Annotated in this window: 19 protein-coding genes; 2 read left to right on the forward strand and 17 right to left on the reverse strand. The window is 71.3% G+C overall.

Annotation, left to right across the window (positions count from 1 at the left end; translation table 11 throughout):
• The 5 genes from ITJ55_RS02995 to ITJ55_RS03015 form a co-directional block, all read right to left on the reverse strand.
• Positions 1 to 1,662 carry a stealth conserved region 3 domain-containing protein gene (locus tag ITJ55_RS02995; RefSeq protein WP_228497710.1) on the reverse strand — a complete coding sequence of 554 codons (1,662 nt, stop codon included), beginning with the start codon at positions 1,660 to 1,662 and terminating at the stop codon, positions 1 to 3.
• Positions 1,663 to 1,790: 128 nt separating this feature from the next.
• Entirely contained in the window at positions 1,791 to 2,162 is a 372-nt protein-coding gene (locus ITJ55_RS03000; protein ID WP_194594014.1) for a DUF6804 family protein, read from the reverse strand.
• Positions 2,163 to 2,165: 3 nt separating this feature from the next.
• Positions 2,166 to 2,750, reverse strand: coding sequence for a GDSL-type esterase/lipase family protein (locus ITJ55_RS03005; protein ID WP_194594015.1), 585 nt, complete (start codon positions 2,748 to 2,750; stop codon positions 2,166 to 2,168).
• A gap of 79 nt (positions 2,751 to 2,829) precedes the next feature.
• Entirely contained in the window at positions 2,830 to 3,036 is a 207-nt protein-coding gene (locus ITJ55_RS03010) for a hypothetical protein (RefSeq protein WP_194594016.1), read from the reverse strand.
• Complete coding sequence (locus tag ITJ55_RS03015; protein WP_194594017.1) at positions 3,033 to 4,667, reverse strand: SDR family oxidoreductase; 1,635 nt, start codon at positions 4,665 to 4,667, stop codon at positions 3,033 to 3,035. The genes ITJ55_RS03010 and ITJ55_RS03015 overlap by 4 nt, the downstream gene beginning before the upstream one ends.
• 26 nt (positions 4,668 to 4,693) lie before the next feature.
• On the opposite strand from ITJ55_RS03015, the gene deoC reads away from it, so the two are divergent.
• Positions 4,694 to 5,422, forward strand: coding sequence for a deoxyribose-phosphate aldolase (gene deoC, locus ITJ55_RS03020; RefSeq protein ID WP_194594018.1), 729 nt, complete (start codon positions 4,694 to 4,696; stop codon positions 5,420 to 5,422).
• Positions 5,423 to 5,528: 106 nt separating this feature from the next.
• On the opposite strand, the gene ITJ55_RS03025 is transcribed toward deoC, so the two are convergent.
• Genes ITJ55_RS03025 through ITJ55_RS03045 form a run of 5 tightly spaced genes read right to left on the reverse strand, consistent with a single transcriptional unit; the run spans position 5,529 to position 8,852 of the window.
• A complete protein-coding gene (locus ITJ55_RS03025; RefSeq protein ID WP_194594019.1) occupies positions 5,529 to 6,470 on the reverse strand; it encodes a bifunctional riboflavin kinase/FAD synthetase in 942 nt (313 codons plus the stop codon).
• Between the two features lie 5 nt (positions 6,471 to 6,475).
• Positions 6,476 to 6,940 carry a hypothetical protein gene (locus ITJ55_RS03030; RefSeq protein ID WP_228497551.1) on the reverse strand — a complete coding sequence of 155 codons (465 nt, stop codon included), beginning with the start codon at positions 6,938 to 6,940 and terminating at the stop codon, positions 6,476 to 6,478.
• Positions 6,941 to 6,986: 46 nt separating this feature from the next.
• Positions 6,987 to 7,355 carry a hypothetical protein gene (locus tag ITJ55_RS03035; protein ID WP_194594020.1) on the reverse strand — a complete coding sequence of 123 codons (369 nt, stop codon included), beginning with the start codon at positions 7,353 to 7,355 and terminating at the stop codon, positions 6,987 to 6,989.
• On the reverse strand, positions 7,352 to 8,251 hold the full coding sequence (truB, locus tag ITJ55_RS03040; protein WP_194594021.1) for a tRNA pseudouridine(55) synthase TruB: 900 nt from the start codon (positions 8,249 to 8,251) through the stop codon (positions 7,352 to 7,354). Before truB ends, ITJ55_RS03035 begins: the two co-directional genes overlap by 4 nt.
• 46 nt (positions 8,252 to 8,297) lie before the next feature.
• Positions 8,298 to 8,852, reverse strand: a complete 555-nt coding sequence (locus tag ITJ55_RS03045; protein ID WP_056256943.1) for a hypothetical protein — start codon at positions 8,850 to 8,852, stop codon at positions 8,298 to 8,300.
• Between the two features lie 90 nt (positions 8,853 to 8,942).
• On the opposite strand from ITJ55_RS03045, the gene ITJ55_RS03050 reads away from it, so the two are divergent.
• Positions 8,943 to 9,812 (forward strand): A/G-specific adenine glycosylase, encoded by an 870-nt coding sequence (locus ITJ55_RS03050; RefSeq protein ID WP_370543988.1) that lies wholly within the window; start codon positions 8,943 to 8,945, stop codon positions 9,810 to 9,812.
• A gap of 49 nt (positions 9,813 to 9,861) precedes the next feature.
• On the opposite strand, the gene rbfA is transcribed toward ITJ55_RS03050, so the two are convergent.
• The 7 genes from rbfA to ITJ55_RS03085 form a co-directional block, all read right to left on the reverse strand.
• The gene (gene rbfA, locus ITJ55_RS03055; protein WP_194594022.1) at positions 9,862 to 10,425 is read right to left on the reverse strand and encodes a 30S ribosome-binding factor RbfA; all 564 of its coding nucleotides are present in this window, start codon (positions 10,423 to 10,425) and stop codon (positions 9,862 to 9,864) included.
• Positions 10,426 to 10,527: 102 nt separating this feature from the next.
• On the reverse strand, positions 10,528 to 13,323 hold the full coding sequence (gene infB, locus ITJ55_RS03060; protein ID WP_194594023.1) for a translation initiation factor IF-2: 2,796 nt from the start codon (positions 13,321 to 13,323) through the stop codon (positions 10,528 to 10,530).
• An 89-nt stretch (positions 13,324 to 13,412) separates the two neighbouring features.
• Entirely contained in the window at positions 13,413 to 13,817 is a 405-nt protein-coding gene (locus tag ITJ55_RS03065; protein WP_194594024.1) for a YlxR family protein, read from the reverse strand.
• Between the two features lie 4 nt (positions 13,818 to 13,821).
• On the reverse strand, positions 13,822 to 14,811 hold the full coding sequence (nusA, locus tag ITJ55_RS03070) for a transcription termination factor NusA (RefSeq protein WP_194594025.1): 990 nt from the start codon (positions 14,809 to 14,811) through the stop codon (positions 13,822 to 13,824).
• Between the two features lie 164 nt (positions 14,812 to 14,975).
• Positions 14,976 to 16,736: a proline--tRNA ligase gene (locus ITJ55_RS03075; protein WP_194594026.1), complete on the reverse strand. Its 1,761-nt coding sequence runs from the start codon at positions 16,734 to 16,736 to the stop codon at positions 14,976 to 14,978.
• Positions 16,737 to 16,762: 26 nt separating this feature from the next.
• Positions 16,763 to 17,596, reverse strand: a complete 834-nt coding sequence (locus ITJ55_RS03080) for a hypothetical protein (RefSeq protein WP_194594027.1) — start codon at positions 17,594 to 17,596, stop codon at positions 16,763 to 16,765.
• On the reverse strand, positions 17,593 to 18,648 hold the full coding sequence (locus ITJ55_RS03085; RefSeq protein ID WP_194594028.1) for a vWA domain-containing protein: 1,056 nt from the start codon (positions 18,646 to 18,648) through the stop codon (positions 17,593 to 17,595). The genes ITJ55_RS03080 and ITJ55_RS03085 overlap by 4 nt, the downstream gene beginning before the upstream one ends.
• Between the last annotated feature and the right edge of the window lie 18 nt (positions 18,649 to 18,666).

Raw genomic sequence — 18,666 nt, forward strand, 5'->3', positions numbered from 1 at the left:
TCAGTCCGAGCCCTCGACGCCGCGCACCGACGAGCCGGCAGCATCGTCCGCACGCCCGGCCTGGGCGGCCTCGGCTCCGAGCGAGCGGCGGTCCTGTTCGGCGTTCTCGAGGGCGACGCGCTGCATCTCGTCCTTCTCCCACGGAGCGGCGAACGGGTAGTACCGCTCGAGGAAGTCCGTGACCGTGGCCATGCGCTCGTCGTCGGTCACCTCGGGGAAGCTGCCGTCGTTCAGGCAGAAGAAGTCGAACGACCGCTTCTTCAGCACCTCGGACAACGACGCGAGACCCGAGACCATCGTCGTGTCGACGTAGCTGACCTTCGCGTTCTCTTGCACGATCGCCCGGCCGGTCATCAACGAGTAGTAGTGGTACAGCGAGTTCGTGACCGAGATGTTCTCCTTCGCCCGGAAGGGGCTGCCCGCGGTCGCGGCGAACTCGTCGGCGAACTCGTGCTCCATCTCGAACAGCACGCTGCGGCGCAACGGTGCCGCGGTGTGCTCGAGGTGGCGGGTGGTGACGCGGCCGAACCGCTGCTGCAGGAGGCGCCGGTTGACCCGGGCGGCGTTCTCGAACCCGCTGCGTTCGATGTTGTTGTGGCCGAGCCCGATGCGCGTGTCGGCCTCGATGAACTTCGTGACGGACCCGGGCGAGAAGAACATGCTCGGCGCGACGGGGCGTCCGAAGAACATGTCGTCGTTCGAGTACAGGAAGTGCTCGCTGAGCCCCTCGATGTGGTGCAGCTGCGCCTCGACGGCCTGCGAGTTGTGCGTCGGCAGCATCGAGAGGTCGCTGAAGAACTCCTCGCTGCGCACCACGCGCACGCGGGGGTGCTCACCCAGCCACTCGGGCACGGGCGAGTCCGTGGCGATGTAGATGTTGCGCACCCACGGGGCGAACATGTAGACCGACCGCAGGGCGTACTTGAGCTCGTCGATCTGACGGAAGCGAGCGGCCGAGTCGTCGCCCTCGCCCACGACGTGGCGCCTGGCCTGAGCCGCCCGGGCGCGCTGGTACTCGACCGAGTTGCCGTCGACCCACGAGAAGACGATGTCGATGTCGAAGGTGATGTCGGTGGCGTGGTCGTCGAACATGTGCTCGAGGGTGGGCCACTCGATGCCGTACCGTTCGACCGTCTCTTCGACCGCCTCGTCGCGGGGCAGGGTCGTGCGCATGAGCGCGTTCTCGGTCGGGGCCAGGATCTCGTCGTCGGTGATGATCCAGAACTCGACCTGGATGGCGGTGCCGGCGCCGTAGCGGAGGCGGCCGATGGGCTCGACGCGCGGCCGGTAGACCCGGAAGACCCGCTCGTTCTCGACGTCGAGACCGCCCTCGACGACGAGCGAGGCCTGACCCTTGCGCGGCTTCGCGTAGAAGGGCTCACTCGCCGAGGCGGCGACCATGGCGGCCGTGAAGCGCTCGCGGTGCACCGTGTCGACGGCGATCACGGGACGGACGTCGTTGCCGCGCACCAACAAGAACGGCACCTGGGCCGCGTCGAGCACCCGTCGGATGTACAGGAGGTCTTCGATCATCGACTGCTGGGGTGTGAGGTGACCGTTGAGCAGCGTGAACTGGCCCTTGCGGACGACCATGTCCTCTCGGTCGAGACCACCGGCTCGGTGACGAGGGGTCAGCAACGGGCTCTCGGACGTGCCGACCATCGCTGAGGTTCCGGGGATCTCGGGGGCCATGCAGACTCAACCTTCCGTGCGGGCCTCGGGCGGGCAGGCGCACCCTCGGCATTTTACGGGGTCCCACGGACCTCCGCCGAGCACGGGCCCCCTCGGCCTCAGCGGCGACCCCGCGCAGCGACGCTCCGGGACGCGCTCGACCCCTCGGTCGGCACCTTGACGAGGACCCCGACGGCGATCATCAGCGCGGCCGCGACGAACTGCAGTCCCTGCCAGAGCTCGGCCTGGACGGGCACGACGAAGACCGGGTTCCAGAGCACGGCCACGGCGGCGAGCAACGGCAACGCCCACCAGGCCTTGCCGCGGTAGGCGAAGACGAGCACGATGAGCGCGAAGATCGACACCACGTACCGGAACACGGTGAACACGTCGGAGTCGAGCAACGCCGTGCCGGCCAGCAGCGCGATCGCCGCGAGCAGGCCGGGCGCCAGGGCCGGGCGGGTGAACGCGGGGGCGGTGGGGGTGGGCACCGCCTACTCGATGTCGTAGGCGACGTCGAGCACGCTGATCGGCCGGCTCATGGGCGGCTCGTCGCGGAGGCGCTCGAGGGCGGGACGCAACTCGGCGAGCCAGGCCTCGTAGCCGGCCTCGGTGAGGTGGACGTGGTCGGCCGCGAACTCGGGCCGGAGCGCGTCGCCCGACTCGTCGGACAGGGCGGGCCACAGGTCGAGCCACTGCGCCCTGACCGTCGACGAGAACTGCCGCAGGTGGCGGTTGGCGTCGCGGAGGCGCGGGGCGAACTCCGCACCCCGCGGGGCGATCGACTGCAGCAGCAACCGGGTGCCGGGCAACTCGCGTCGCATGGCGACCATCAGGTTCTCGATTCCGCGGACCACCTGCTCGACAGATCGACGGGCGGTGAAGTCGTTCGTGCCGATCATCAGCACCACCGAGTCGGGGTTCGCGTCCACGACGTCGTGGAGCCTCTCGGTCAGGCCGGCGACCGTGTCGCCGCCCACGCCGAGGTTGACGACCTGCTCGTCGGGCAGCCAGGCCGCCCAGTCGCCGCTCTCGGTCAAGCTGTCGCCGACGAACGCGACGGTCTCTCGATGTGTCATCACGACCTCCTGGTGGTCTGCTGAAGTGCGTCCATCGTGCCATCACCCGCTGGGAAGCGGCGAACCGGCACGCGAGGGCTCACTGCCGGAACCGCCGCGGGCGCTTCGACCACACCCGGTCGAGGGCCCGTCGGACCCGCGGCAGCAGCACGACGAACGACGATACGACCACGAGCACCCCGAACAGCACCCCGAGCCAGAGCGGCACGGGCGACATCGCCCCGTCGCCCGCCGGGTAGAGCGGCGTCGACGTCGCCGACAAGACGAGGAGGCGCGGGTCGGTCACGCCGCGGCCGTCGCGTCGGTCGTCGACCCGGTCCCGGCACCGGCGTCGGCCTCGACGCCGGCCGAACGGCCGTCGGCGGCCCTCCGCGCCCCGGCCCGGGCGGCCTCCCGCTCGGCGGTCGCGGTGATGCGCCGCAGCATGCCCGAGAAGATCACGCCGTGGAACGGCAGGATCGCGAACCAGTACAGCCGCCCGCCGAGTCCCTGGGGGAAGAACACGGCGCGCTGGCGGTAGTGCGAGCCGCCCTCGGGACGCGGGTCGACCGTCAGTTCGAGCCACGCGCCTCCCGGGACCTTCATCTCGGCGCGCAGCCGCAGCAGGTGGCCACGTTCGAGCTTCTCGACGCGCCACCAGTCGAGCGCGTCGCCGACGCGGAGGCTCGTCGCGCTGCGACGGCCGCGTCGGAGGCCGACTCCCCCGACGAGCCGGTCCATCCAGCCGCGGGCGGACCAGGCCAGCGGGAACGAGTACCAGCCGTTCTCGCCGCCGATGCCCTCGAGGACCTTCCAGAGTTCGGCGGGAGGCGCGCTCGTGTCGGTCTGACGGTCGTCGGTGTAGACCGTGTGGCCCGACCAGTCGGGGTCGCTCGGCAGCAGGTCGCTCGGGGCGCCCGAGACCGAGGAGTCCTGCCAGCTGGTCTCGACGTCTCCGTCCTGTTCTTTCTGCAGGGCGAGGCGCACGGCGCGTCGGTACGGCAGCAGCCCCTCGGCGGGCGGTGGCACGACGGCGTCGATGTCGTGTTCGTGCACGACGCAGTCGTACTGCAGCGACGCGATGATCGGCACCGCGAGGGCCCGCGGCACGGGGGTCACGAGGTTGACCCACTGAGAGGCCAGCCAGGGCGTGAAGACGGGCAGCGAGGCGATCGGCCGCTGCTTGAGGCCGGCCTCGAGGGCGTAGCCGTTCATCATCTGGCCGTAGCGCAGCACGTCCGGTCCGCCGATGTCGAAGGTGCGGTTGACGTCGTCGGGCACGTCGGCGGCACCCAGCAGGTAGTGCAGCACGTCACGCACGGCGATGGGCTGGATGAAGTTGCGGACCCACTTCGGCGCGGGCATGTAGGGCAGCACGTCCGTGAGGTGGCGCACCATCTCGAACGAGGCGCTGCCCGAGCCGATCACCACTCCGGCCTGCAGGGCCACGGTCGGCACGCCGCTCGCGAGCAGCACGTCGCCGACGTCCTTGCGCGACTGGAGGTGCTTCGACAGCTCGCCCTCGGGGTGCAACCCGCCGAGGTAGACGATGCGACGCACGCCGGCCTCGCGTGCGGCGTCGGCGACGGTGTGGGCCGCGTCGGCCTCGGCGCGACCGAAGTCGCCCTTGCCGCCCATCGCGTGGGCGAGGTAGTAGACGACGTCGACGCCCTCCATCGCGGGGCGGACGGTCGCGGGGTCGGTCAGGTCGCCCTGCACGACCTCGACGTCGCCGGACCACGGCACGTCGCGCAGCTTCTCGGGCGACCGGACCAGCACCCGGACGTCGGCGCCCGCGGCGACCAGGCGTGGCGTGAGCCGACCACCGATGTACCCGGTGGCCCCGGTCACGAGCACCCGGCGAGAGGCCACGGCGTGGTCGGTGTCGCTCGTGGCCGAGGTGCTCGACGGCAGGTCGTCGGGAGTGTTCGCTGACATGGGCCCAAGCTACGCTGGACCCCATCATGACTACCCAGCAGCTCCCCACCGTCTCCGCCGTCGCCGGCATGATCGACCACGCGATCCTCAAGCCCGAACTCACGCGGGCCGAGGTCGACGCCGCCCTCGACGACGCCGCCGCCAACCACGTCTTCAGCGTGTGCGTCCGTCCCTCCGACGTCGCGCACGCCGTCGAGCGCCTCGAGGGCACCGGCGTGCTCGTCGGCACCGTGATCGGGTTCCCCCACGGCACGACCTCGACCGTCGCCAAGGCGGCCGAGTCGCGCCAGGCGATCACCGACGGCGCCGCCGAGCTCGACATGGTCGTCAACGTCGGCTGGCTGCGCAGCGGCATGCTCGACGAGGTCGAGGCCGACGTCCACGGCGTCGTCGACGCCGCGGGCGACACCCTCGTCAAGGTCATCCTCGAGACGGCGTACCTCGACGACGAGCAGATCGTCGCGGGCTCGAAGGCCGCCGAGCGCGCCGGCGCCGCCTTCGTCAAGACCTCCACCGGCTTCGCGGGCGGCGGCGCCACGCTCCCCCACCTCCGCCTGATGCGCGATGCCGTCTCGGACGCCGTCCAGGTCAAGGCGTCCGGCGGCGTCCGCGGCCTCGACACGGTGCTCGAGATGCTCGACCTCGGCGTCACGCGCTTCGGCACGAGCGCCAGCGGCACCATCCTCGCCGACCTGGCGCACCGCCTCGAGACCGGCCGCGCCTCGGGCGCCGGCGACGACGCGACGTCGTACTGACGACCCGAGGAGGCGCGGCGCGTCCACGACGCGACCCGCGCCTCCTCGAGGCGGCCTTGTCGGGCACCGGCACGCCGTCGCGGCCGGCGGGGAGCCGCACCACCGCTCAGGCGGTCGGCAGGCCCAAGATCTCGCGGGTGCGGACGACGTCCGCCCGGATGTGCGCGATCAGCGCGTCGAGCCCGTCGAAGCGCACGTTGCCCCGCACCCAGGCGACGAAGTCGACGGTGACCTCGCGACCGTAGAGGTCGATCGAGACGTCGAGCAGGTGCGCTTCGACCTGCTTGGCCGGCACCCCTTCGAAGGTCGGGTTGTTGCCCACCGAGACGGCCGCCGGGTACCGCGTGTCGCCCACCAGCACGCGCGCGGCGTAGACGCCGTCGGCCGGGACGAAGCCCTCGCTGTGCGGCGCCAGGTTCGCCGTCGGGAACCCCAGTTCACGGCCGCGCTGCTCGCCGTGCACCACGATGCCGCGCACCGACGGCTCGCGGCCGAGCAGCACGCCGGCCTCGCGGACGTCGCCGGCGTCCATCAACTCGCGGATCCAGGTCGAGGACGCCCGGCGTCCGCCGCTCGGGCGCACGTCGTCGATCGAGACGACCCGGAACCCCCGTGAGGCGCCGAGCTCGCGGAGCGTGTCGACCGTGCCGCTGCCGCGGACGCCGAACCGGAAGTCGTCACCGACGAAGACCACGCGCGCGTGCAGGGCCCCGACCAGGATGCGGTCGACGAACTCGTCGGGGGTGAGTGCCCGCAGCTCGGCGTCGAAGGTGAGCATCAGGGTGGCCGCCACGCCGGCCGCGTCGAGCAGTTCGCGCTTCTGCCGGTTGCTGACCAGGGCGGCCGGCACCGAGTCCGGTCGCAGCACGGCGAGCGGGTGCCGGTCGAAGGTGACGACGGTCGAGACGAGCCCCTCGTCGCGGGCGACCCCCTCGAGCATGTCGATGACGGCACGGTGCCCGACGTGGACCCCGTCGAACTTGCCGATGGTGACGGCGCTCGGGCCGAAGTCGGGCGGCACGTCGGCGACCCGGTCGTAGAACTGCACGCGCGCTACCTCGTCGTGCCCGCGTCGGTCGCGGTCTCGCCCGCGCCCGTCTCGCCACGGCTCGCCCCGGTGAGGCGGCCCTGCCGCCGCAGCCACAGGATGCCGAGCACGGGCAGCACGAGCGGGACGAAGCCGTAGCCGCGGCCGAAGAACGACCAGACGGTGTCGTGCGGGAACAGCTCGGGGTCGAGCACGGTGACGAGGCCGATGATCAGCACGCCCGCGAGTTCGAAGCTGATGGTCGCCCAGGCCACCGCGTACCAGCCCTGACCGCGGCCGATGAGCGCGACCGTGGCCACGATGTAGACCACGGCCGACAAGGCACTCAACGTGTAGGCCAGGGGCGCCTCGCCGAACTGCGTCGAGATCTGGAAGACCGACCGGCCGGTGGCGGCGAGGGCGAGGAGGGCGTACACGGCGATGAGGACCCGGCCGAGGCCGACCGCGCGCGTTGACTTCTGAGTGACCATCTCGTCAAGGATAGGACTCCGCCGGGCCCGCCGCCGACCGGGTGCGTCAGAGGCCCTGGACGGTCCAGATCTGGAACATCCGGTAGACCATGACCGCGACGGCGAACGACGACGTCGCCAGCACGAGGTTGCTCCAGCGAGTGCGGTCGACGAGCGCCCAGACGGTGGCGAGCGGCGGCAGCAGGATCGCCGAGACGAGGTAGATGTAGAACTCGACGAGGTTGCCCGTGGGGGCGTTGCCGACGAACGGCGCGGCGATGGCGACGACGAGCTGGGCGAGCAACAGCAGCAGGACGACGGCCCCGGTGCCGACGGTGATGTCGTCGGGCTGCCGCTTCGCGAAGCAGGCGACGACGCAGACGAGACCGGCCACGACGGCCACGACGACCTGCACCCAGGTGAACCACTCGATCATGCCTGCACCTCGTCGGTCGGGAAGTTCACGATGGGCTTGGCCGCGCCGCCGCGGACCGAGACGAGCCCGGCCAGCAACCCCGACGGGGTGACGGCCGCGACCGGCCCCGCGGTGTCGGCGAGCTCGACGGCGACCCGCTTGCCGTGCCCCAGGTCGACGGCCTCGGCGGCCGTCATCGTCCACGCGGGGAAGAGCGTCCGGGCCACGTCGACCGGCGGCAGCAGCGCCGGGGCGACGTCGATGCCCTCGAGGACGGAGGCGCGGGTCACGTCGAACGGCCCCACCCGCGTCCGTCGCAGCGCGATGAGGTGCCCGCCGACGCCGAGGTCGGCCCCGAGGTCGCGGGCGAGCGCCCGGACGTAGGTGCCCGACGAGCACGAGACGCGCACGTCGAGGTCGCGAACGGCGACCCCGTCGACGACGGCGTCCCGTCGGTCGAGCACGGTGAACTCGGAGACGGTCACGTCGCGGGCCTTCAGCTCGACGTCGACCCCGGCCCGGGCGAGGTCGTAGGCACGGCGGCCGTCGACCTTGATGGCACTGACCGTGGTCGGCACCTGGCTGATGGGGCCGGTCAGCCGCCGGACGCCCGAGTCGACCGCGTCGTCGCCGACGCCGGCCGCCGAGGTCGTCGAGACGACCTCGCCGTCGCTGTCGTCGCTGGTCGTCGAGACGCCCAGCCGGATGGTCGCGTCGTAGCCCTTGTCGAGGCCGACGAGGAAGGTCAGGAGGCGCGTCGACGAGTTCAGGCCGAGCACGAGCAGCCCCGTGGCGAGCGGGTCGAGCGTGCCGGCGTGGCCGACCTTGCGCGTGCCGGCGGCCTTGCGCACCCGCGAGACGACGTCGTGGCTGGTGATGCCCTGCGGCTTGTCGACGAGGAGGATGCCGCTGTTCACCCGACGACGTTAGCGCAGCCGGGCCGCGACGACGCCGGGGACGCGCTCAGCACGCGTCGTCGAAGCGTCGGCGCGGGTGGTCGGCGTCGGAGTTGTCGACGACGGCCGACGCCTTCGCCCGCGCGTCGAGGCGCGAGTCGTCGGCCGTCACCCACACGCGGTAGTGCCAGAGCCCGGCCAGGCCGGGACGCGCCAGGTCGGTGCCGTCGACGAGCAGGACGGCGTCGGCCGGGCCGGTGACCCAGGCGGACTCGACCGCCCGGTCGGCGTCGGCGTCCCACGCCCGGTCGACCCAGCCCGTGCTGCCACCGAGCCGGAACGGCTCGACCAGCACGCGCCGGAACAGGCTCTCGTCGAGGACGGGGGCCGAGTCGCGGGGTGCCCCGTCGGGCCGCTTCTCGAAGCCTTCGAGCGAGGCACGGAACGCCGCGTGGCCTTGCTCACGGAAGGCCTCGACGAGGTCGTCGGCGAGACCGGCCGCACCCGCGCCTCCGTCGCTGTCGATCGCGACGAGCACGCGACCGCGACCGTAGTTGTGGACGATCTCGGTCGCCAGCTCGCGCAGCGTGTCTTTCTTGGCAGGGGCCCATCGGGTGGTCATGCCGACACCGTACGCCCGACCGCCGTCGCGACGCCGGGCACGGCGTCGACGCGGCGCCGACGCGGCATCGACGCGCCGTAGGCTCGGACGGTGAGCATCTCCCCCGCCGTGAACGCCTGGTTCCGCGAGAACGGTCGAGACCTGCCGTGGCGACGCCCCGGCTTCACGGCCTGGGGCACCCTCGTCAGCGAGATCATGCTGCAGCAGACGCCCGTGGCTCGCGTCGTGCCGCGCCTCGAACGCTGGCTCGAGCGCTGGCCCACGCCGAGCGACCTCGCCGCGTCACCGGCGTCCGAGGCGGTGCGGGCCTGGGACCGCCTCGGGTACCCACGCCGCGCCCTCGCCCTGCACGCCGCGGCCGTGGCCATCACCGAACGGCACGGCGGCGTCGTCCCCGACGACGTCCCCTCGCTGCTGGCGCTGCCCGGCATCGGCGACTACACCTCCCGGGCGGTCGCCGTCTTCGCCTACGGCCACCGCCACCCGGTCGTCGACACCAACGTCCGTCGCGTCCTCGCGCGCGCCGTCGAGGGGCTCGCCGAGCCGTGGGCCCCCAAGGCCTCACGGGACCTGCCGCTGATGGAGTCCCAGCTGCCCGCCGACGACGAGGAGGCGCGGGTCACCAACGCCGGCGTCATGGAGTTGGGTGCGCTGGTCTGCACGGCGCGGTCACCGTCGTGCAATGCGTGCCCGCTGGTCACGCAGTGTGCGTGGGTGCTGGCGGGCCGTCCTGCCCACACCGGCCCGCGCCTCCGGACCCAGGCCCGGTTCGAGGGGTCGGACCGTCAGGTGCGCGGCCTGGTGATGGCCGAGCTGCGGGCGAGCGACGTGCCCGTCACCGCGGCCGAGGTGGCGCAGGTCTGGGCCGACGACGTGCAACGCGAGAGAGCCCTCGCCGGGTTGATCCGGGACGGTCTGGTCACCGGGTCGCCCGACGAGGGCTATCGACTGCCCGACTGACGCGAGCTGTGCGGCACCGAGCTGGGCGGCACCGAGGCGGGCGGCGCCCCTAGCGGGTCGCGCCGTCGGGCTCGGTCGTGTCGTCCGCACTCGCGGCCGGGGCCCCGAGCTCGTCGTCGAGGGTCAGGTCGTCGTCGAGCTGGTCGCCTTCGCGTTCGTCGAGGTCGTCGTCGAGGTCGTCGTCCGCGTCGAGGTCACGGGGCTTGACGTACGGGTCGGCGTCGCCCGCGTACTCGGCCGACGACGCCATGGTCTGGCTCTCGTGGTCGCGCTGGCGGGCCTCTTGCAGCAGGCGGTCGATCGACGCGGCGTTCTCGGGGAGCGCGTCGAGGATGAACTCGAGGCTCGGGGTGAGCCGGGCCGTGATGTTCTTGCCGACCTCGCTGCGCAGCATGCCGGTGGCCGACTTGAGGGCCGCGCCGGTGTCGCGTCGCTCGTCGTCGGTGCCGTACACCGTGTAGAAGATCGAGGCGTGCTGCAGGTCGCCGGTCACCTTGACGTCGGTGATCGTCACGAAACCGAGACGAGGGTCCTTGATGCCGCGTTCGAGGCGTCGGGCGACGATCTCGTGGATGCGGTCGGCCATCTTGCGGGCGCGTTGCGCGTCAACCATTGTTCACTCCTGTTCGTGCTGCTCGCCGTCGTGGCGAGAGGGGTGAGGCCCCGCCCCGACCGTAGTCGGAGCGGGGCCTCGTGTGCTGCGATGACGCCGGGGTCAGCCCCGCGGCTTCTCGACCATCTCGATGGTCTCGATCTCGTCGCCGATCTGGATGTCGTTGAACTTGCCCAGGCCGATGCCGGCCTCGAAGTCCGTCCGCACCTCGGTGACGTCGTCCTTGAAACGACGCAGCGAGTCGATCGCCAGGTTGTCGCCGACCACGACGCCGTCGCGGATGACCCGAGCACGCGCGTTGCGCGTGATCGTGCCGGACCGGACGATGACACCGGCGATGTTGCCGACCTTCGACGAGCGGAAGATCTCGCGGATCTCGGCGACACCGGACTGCTTCTCTTCGAACTCGGGCTTGAGCATGCCCGTGAGCGAGTTCTCGATGTCTTCGAGGGCCGCGTAGATGACCGAGTAGAAGCGGATGTCGACGCCTTCACGAGCCGCGCGTTCGCGCGCCTTCGTGTCGGGACGGACGTTGAACCCGATGATGATCGCGTTGTCGACCGTCGCCAGGTTGACGTCGCTCTCGGTGACCGCACCCACGCCGCGGTGGATGATGCGCAGCTGCACGCTGTCGTCCACCTCGATCTTGAGCAACGACTCTTCGAGGGCCTCGACGGCACCCGAGACGTCACCCTTGATGATGAGGTTGAGCGCTTCGACCTTGCCCTCTTCGAGTGCACGGGTGAAGTCCTCGAGCGAGATGCGCTTGCGGGCCTTGGCCAGCGAGGCGTTGCGCTCGACGGCTTCGCGCTTCTCGGCGATCTGACGAGCGGTGCGGTCTTCTTCGGTGACGAGGAAGGTGTCGCCGGCGCGGGGGACGCTCGACAGACCCTGCACCAGCACCGGACGGCTCGGGTAGGCCACCTCGACCGCGTCACCGTTCTCGTCGACCATCGCCCGCACACGGCCGTACGCCGTGCCGGCGACGATGGCGTCACCGACGTGCAGGGTGCCCGACTGGATCAGCACCGTGGCGACGGCACCGCGACCCTTGTCGAGACGGGCCTCGATCGCGACACCACGAGCGCTCTTGTCGGGGTTCGCCCGCAGGTCGAGCCCGGCGTCCGCCGTGAGCAACACGGCTTCGAGCAACGCGTCGATGTTCTTGTTGTCGCGGGCCGACACGTCGACGAACATGACGTCTCCGCCGTACTCTTCGGCGACGAGGCCGTACTCGGTGAGCTGCTGACGCACCTTGGCCGGGTTCGCACCCTCTTTGTCGATCTTGTTGACCGCGACCACGATCGGCACGTTCGCCGCCTGGGCGTGGTTCAGCGCCTCGACCGTCTGCGGCATGATGCCGTCGTCCGCCGCGACCACGAGGATCGCGATGTCGGTCACCTGGGCACCACGGGCACGCATTGCGGTGAACGCCTCGTGACCGGGGGTGTCGATGAAGGTGATGGCGCGCTCGACGCCCTCGTGCGGAGCCCACACCTGGTAGGCACCGATGTGCTGCGTGATGCCACCGGCCTCGCCGGCCACCACGTTGGCGTTGCGGATCGCGTCGAGCAGTCGGGTCTTTCCGTGGTCGACGTGGCCCATGACCGTGACGACGGGAGGACGGACCTGCAGGACGGACTCGTCCTCGTCTTCGAGCTCTTGCTCGAGATCGATGTCGAAGCCCTCGAGCAGCTCTTTGTCTTCGTCTTCGGGCGAGACGACCTGGATGTTGTAGCCGAGCTCTTCTCCGAGCACCTGGAAGGTGGCGTCGTCGAGGGACTCGGTCGCCGTCGCCATCTCACCGAGGTGGAACAGCACGGTCACCAGGTTGCCGGGGCTGGCGTCGATCTTGTCGGCGAAGTCGCTGATGGACGCGCCGCGACGCAGGCGGACGACCGTGTTGCCGTCGCCACGGGGGACGCTGACGCCACCCAGCGACGGGGCCGACCGCATCTCGAACTCGGCCCTCTTCGTCCGCTTCGACTTGCGTGCCTTGCTCTTGCCGCCACCGCGACCGAACGCACCGGCGGTACCGCCACCGGGACCACGGCCACGACCGCCACCACCGGAGGGGCGAGGGCCGCTGAAGCCGGGACGGAAGCCGCCGGCCGCACCGGGAGCACCGCCACCGGGACGTTGGAACCCGCCACCGGCACCACCGGGACGAGCGGCGCCGCCACCGGCGGGACGCTGACCGAAGCCGTTGGGGCGGGGACCGGCACCGACGCCGGGGCGCGGAGCGCCCGGACGGGGAGCACCGGGACGCGGGGCCTGCGGACGCGGGCCCGCGGCGCCACCGGGACGCGGCATGCTGCTGGCTGCGCCCGAACCACCGGGACGGGGCGCGCTCGGGCGACCCATGCCCTGGTTGCTGGCGAAGGGGTTGTTGCCGGGACGCGGGGCGCCGGGGCGGGGGCCACCGGGCTTGGGCCCGGCGGCACCGGGCTTGGCGGCGTCGTCGGCCGGAGCCGACGCGCCCTCTTTCGCCGCGGCGGCCGCGGCGGCGCGCTGCGCCTCGGCCTGGGCCTGGCGCTCGGCGACCGTCAGGGGCGCGACGGGTGCGGGGGCGGCGTCGACGTCGGGCTCGACGTCGGCCACCGGTGCCGGCGCGGGCTCGGCGACGGGGGGCTTGGGGGCCGCAGGACGCGGGCCTCCGGGCTTGGGTGCAGAAGTCGCGGGCTGCGTGGCGGTGCCGGCCGACGGGGCCTTCGCTGCGGGTGACGCGGCGGGCTTGGCGGCGCCGGCGAAGGCCTGGCGGAGCTTGCGCGCGACGGGAGGCTCGACGCTGGACGACGGGCCCTTGACGAACTCGCCCATCTCTTTGAGCTTCTCTAGTGCGGTCTTGCTGTCGATCCCCAGCTCGCTGGCGATCTCGTGTACGCGTGGTTTAGCCACAGTTCTCCTGTCTCGGGCCCTCCCCGAGACGGGAAGAGCCTTCAGTTCTGGACGGGTCTCATTTCGAGCCGCTCATTGGTGGTTGCTCATCAGTTGTCCATGTGCCGTTCAGCCTGTTCTGTCATGGCGATGGGTCGTGCCGGGACGATCCGCGTGAGGTAGGCGCGGAGCTCGTCGACGTCGGGTTCGGAGTCGAGGCGGAGTGCACGGCGGAAAGCCCTGCGCTTCACTGCCGACTCGAACGCGTCGATCGACGGCGTCAACCACGCACCCCGCCCGGGAAGGGTCGCGGTCTGATCGACCACGAGACGTCCGTTCTGGGCGACGACCCGCACGAGTGCGGATCGTGGAGCGCGCGTTCGAGTACCGATGCACGTTCTTACGGGTTCCACCTTACCCCCTCGGGTCGCGGGACGGGAGACGCTCGGGGCGAACGGCGCGGTGCGTCGATCGCCTCGAGCGTCTCGACGTCGACCCGGCGCGCGGATCGACATCCGGTCAATCGTCTTCGAGGATGCTGTCCGGCTGGATGTCGATCCGCGCGCCCGTGAGCTTCGCGGCGAGGCGGGCGTTCTGCCCCTCTTTGCCGATCGCGAGCGACAGCTGGTAGTCGGGCACGAGGGCCCGGACGGCCTTGGTCGACGCGTCGATCACGAAGGCCGACGAGACCTTGGCGGGCGACAGGGCGCTGGCCACGAAGGTCGGGAGGTCGCTCGAGTAGTCGACGATGTCGATCTTCTCGTCGTTCAGCTCAGTGGTGACGGCACGCACCCGCTGCCCCATCTCACCGATGCAGGCGCCCTTGGCGTTGACGCCGGGCTCGGTGGCGCGGACGGCCATCTTGGTGCGGTGGCCGGCCTCGCGAGCCAGCGAGACGATCTCGACGACGCCGCTGGCGATCTCGGGCACCTCGAGCGCGAACAGCTTGCGCACGAGCGAGGGGTGGGTGCGCGAGACGGTGATCTGCGGCCCCTTGGTGCCCTTGCTGACACCGGTCACGTACACGCGGATGCGCGAGCCGTGGTCGTACTTCTCGCCCGGCACCTGTTCTTCGGGAGGCAGGATCGCCTCGACCGTTCCGAGGTCGACGTGGATCATGCGAGGGTTCGGCCCCTGCTGGATGACGCCCGCGACAATGTCGCCCTCTCGGCCCTTGAACTGGCCGAGCACCTTGTCGTCGCCGATGTCGCGGAGGCGCTGGTTGATGACCTGCTTGGCCGCGAAGGCCGCGATGCGGCCGAAGTCGCTCGGGCTGTCGACGGACTCGCCGACGACCTCGCCCTCGTCGTCACGCTCGATGGCGAACACGGAGACGTGGCCGGTCTTGCGGTCGAGTTCGACGCGAGCAGCCGGGATGCGGCTCTCGGGCTGGTTCGTGTGCTTGAGGTAGGCCGTCAAGATGGCCTGCTCGATGATGCGCACGAGTTCGTCGAAGGGGATCTCGCGCTCGCGCTCCATGAGACGCAGCACGCTCAGGTCGATGTCCACTGAGGGCCTCCACTGTTCAGATCTGCAGGCTGCACGCACGATGGCGCGCACAGCATCCCTCTACGGTACCCGAGAGCGGGGTGCCCGGCGGACCGTCCGTGGGGTCGGCACCGCGCCTCCTGCGGGTTCGACGAGGTCGAGCCGAGGAGGCGCGGTGCCGGTGGTCAGGACGCCCGCGGAGCCGTGAGGGTCGCGACGGCCTCGGCCACGGGGACCGGGGTGCGTTCGCCGGTGCGGCGGTCCCAGAGCTCGACGACGCCCTCGCCGGCCGAACGCCCGACGACGACGATCTGCGGCACGCCGAGCAGTTCGGCGTCGCCGAACTTGACGCCCGGCGAGACCTTGGGACGGTCGTCGTAGAGCACGTCGAGACGGTGGGCCTCGAGGTCGGCCGTGAGCTTCTCGGCGACCTCGTAGACGACGGGGTCCTTGCCGGTGGCGACCACGTGGACGTCGAACGGGGCGACGTTGGCGGGCCAGACCAGGCCCTTTTCGTCGTTGTTCGCCTCGGCGATGACCGCGAGGATGCGGGTCACGCCGATGCCGTACGAGCCCATCGTCACCGTGACCTGCTTGCCGTTCTCGTCGAGCACCTTGAGCCCGAGGGCCTCGGCGTACTTGCGACCGAGCTGGAAGACGTGGCCGATCTCCATGCCGCGGGCCGTCTCGATCGGGCCGGACCCGTCGGGCGCGGGGTCGCCCTCGCGGACCTGGGCGGCCTCGATGGTGCCGTCGGCGGTGAAGTCGCGACCCATGACGAGGTCGGCGACGTGCACGCCCTTCTCGTTCGCCCCGGTGACCCAGGCCGAACCCTCGACCACGCGCGGGTCGACGAAGTAGCGGATGCCCGAGTCGGACTCGCTGCCGAGCACCTGCGGGCCGAGGTAGCCGCGCACGAGGACCGGGTTCTTCGCGAAGTCGGCGTCACCCGCGGCCTCGACCCCTGCCGGGGCGAAGGCGACCTCGAGCCGCTTCATGTCGACCTCGCGGTCGCCGGGCAGCCCCACGACCACGAGCTCGCGGGTGCCGTCGAGGTGGCTGAGCGCCACCACGACGTTCTTCAGCGTGTCGGCGGCCGTCCACGCGGCGCCGTCGCGGGGCTCGTGCGCCTCGAGCTGCGCCACCAACGAGTCGATCGTCGGGGTGTCGGCAGGAGCCAGGCGACGCGCGGGGGCGAGGCCCTCGATCGGCACGGCGTCGGGCACGATCGTCGTGAAGGCCTCGACGTTGGCCGTGTAGCCGCCGGCCGACCGGACGAAGGTGTCCTCGCCGATGGCGGTGGGGTGCAGGAACTCCTCGCTGCGCGAGCCGCCCATCGCCCCGGCGTCGGCCTTGACGATGACGTACTCGAGGCCGAGGCGGGTGAAGATGCGCTCGTAGGCGTCGCGCTGCTTCTGGTAGCTGTCGTCGAGGCCGGCGTCGGACGCGTCGAACGAGTAGGCGTCCTTCATGGTGAACTCGCGACCGCGCAGCAGGCCGGCGCGGGGACGGGCCTCGTCGCGGTACTTGTCCTGGATCTGGAAGAGCGTCAAGGGCAGGTCTTTGTAGGACGAGTAGAGGTCTTTCACCAGGAGGGTGAAGGCTTCTTCGTGCGTGGGAGCCAGGAGGTAGTCGGCGTCCTTGCGGTCCTTCAGGCGGAACATGCCCTCGCCGTACTCGGTCCAACGACCGGTGGCCTCGTAGGGCTCACGCGGCAGCAGCGCCGGGAAGTGCACCTCTTGAGCGCCCGCGGCCTGCATCTCGTCACGGATGACGGCCTCGATCTTGGCCTTGACGCGCAGGCCGAGGGGCAGCCAGGCGAAGACGCCCGGTGCCTGACGACGGATGTACCCGGCGCGGACGAGCAGCCGGTGGCTGGTCACCTCGGCGTCGGAGGGGTCTTCTCGGAGGGTGCGGACGAAGAGCTGGGAGAGACGTGTGGACACCCGTCCAGCTTAGGGGCGCGCCCGACTCACCACGGCTTGCCGTCGTAGTCGCCCGGGTTCTGCTCGTAGTACCGGTCGCGGTCGGTGTCTTGCTGTTGCTGCTGCTGGCTCTGCTCGCCCTGCTGCTGCAACTGGTCGAGGGGGTCGTCGGACGGGGCCTGCCCCTGGCCCTCGCCGGGCTCGTCTCCCCCGGCACCGGGGTCGCTGCCGTCGCCGCCCGGCTGTTGCTCGTCGCCCTGACCGCCCTGGGCCTGGTCGCCCTTCTCGTCGAGCCGCTGCTGGGCGTCGTCGAGTGGCTGCGAGGTGTCGGGCTGCTGGGGGTCCTCCGGCGGCTGGAAGCAACCCTCCGGTGCCCCGTCGATGGTCTTCTGACCGAGTTCGTAGAGGGCCTCGGCGTCGGCGTACCTGAGCTCGAGCAGCGCGGCGTCGCCCTGGGCCTCGATCGTGAGCACGAGGTTGACCCGGATGACGCACGAGATCGTGGCGTCGTCGGGGGCCAGGTCGAGGGCCGTGACGAACTCGCCACGCGCCACGTCGAGCACGCCGATCTGCGCGTACGCGGTGCCACGGTCGAAGTGGTGCACCCACGGTTCGACCACGTTGGCGACGCCCAGCGGCTCGCTGAGGGACGCGCTGCGCTCGAACTCACGGTCACCGTACGACCACTGCGTCAGGGCGGCGAAGGCGGGCAGGCTGAGCAGCTTGAGCGCGACGAGCAGCACGACCAGGACGGCCGGAGCCGACCAGAGCAGCAGCCGGCGCCGGAGGTGCTTGCGGTACTGCTCGACGTTCGGCCCGGCCTCGGCCTCGTGGGCCCGGCGGACCTCGTCGACGGGCGGGGGCACGAGGGTGTCGGTCACGACTGCGCTCCTCTCTCGGGCCGGTGGCCGCCACCCGCGGGCGTGGCCCCGTGCCCGCGTCCGGGGCGCGTCGGCCGGGACGGCCGGACCTCGCCGAGGGCCCGCGCGACGAGGGCGACGTCGAGCAGCAGCAGCAGGAAGGCCGGGATCGCCGCGATCCAGTAGAGGTCGATCAGGCTGTCCGCGCGACCGTCGTCGGAGGCGACGGCACCGTCACGGGCGTCCGCCACCGCCGCGTCGACGGAGGTGTCGGCCGTGCGGTGGACGTACGGCACGCCGAGCTGGTCGGCGATGCGCCGCAGGGCGTCCTCGTCGATGACCGATACCGCGTCGGGGTCACCGGGCTGCGTGCGGTCCTGGATGTACTCCTCGGTCGAGTACTCGTCGCCGTAACCGTCGAACACGCGCATCTTGCCCCCTTGCTCGGTGCCGTACCCGAACACCGCCCCACCGTCGACGTCGCCTGCCGAGGCCGCGAAGCTCTCGGGCTCGGTACCGCTGGTCTGCTCGCCGTCGCCGAGGTAGTACACGACGTTCGCGCGCTCCGGTGCGTTCTGGCGGGCCTCGGTGAGCCGTTCTGCCAACAAGTCGTTCGCCTCGCTGATCGAGCTGCCGCTCGAATAGTAGGTGACCTCTTGGTTCATGGCGTCCGCCGCGGCCACCACGGCCGAGGCGTCGTCGGTCAGAGGCGTCCGCAGCACGGCGGTGCTGTCGAACGAGAGCAACGAGAAGCGGGCACCGGCCAGCTGGGAGGTGACCTCGGCGACGTCCGCCCGGACGCCGTCGAGGCGCCGCTGGCCGTCGCCCCAGTCTTCTGCCGCGATGCTCGAGGTGGTGTCGACGACGAAGAAGACGTTGAGCTGTGCGACCGACGCCTGGGCGGAACCGCCGGGCAGGCTGGGTCGGACGGCCACGACCAGCAGCAGTGCGACGATCACCAGGCGGCGCACCCAGGTGAGCAGGGCACGACGACGGCGCCGTTCGGCGACGACGCGCCAGCCGGTGAAGCCGAGCAACGCGGCGGCGGCCACGATCACCAGCCACCAGGGCATGACCGGCTGGAACACCAG

The sequence above is a fragment of the Frigoribacterium sp. VKM Ac-1396 genome, from assembly GCF_015350895.1.
GTDB lineage: Bacteria > Actinomycetota > Actinomycetes > Actinomycetales > Microbacteriaceae > Frigoribacterium.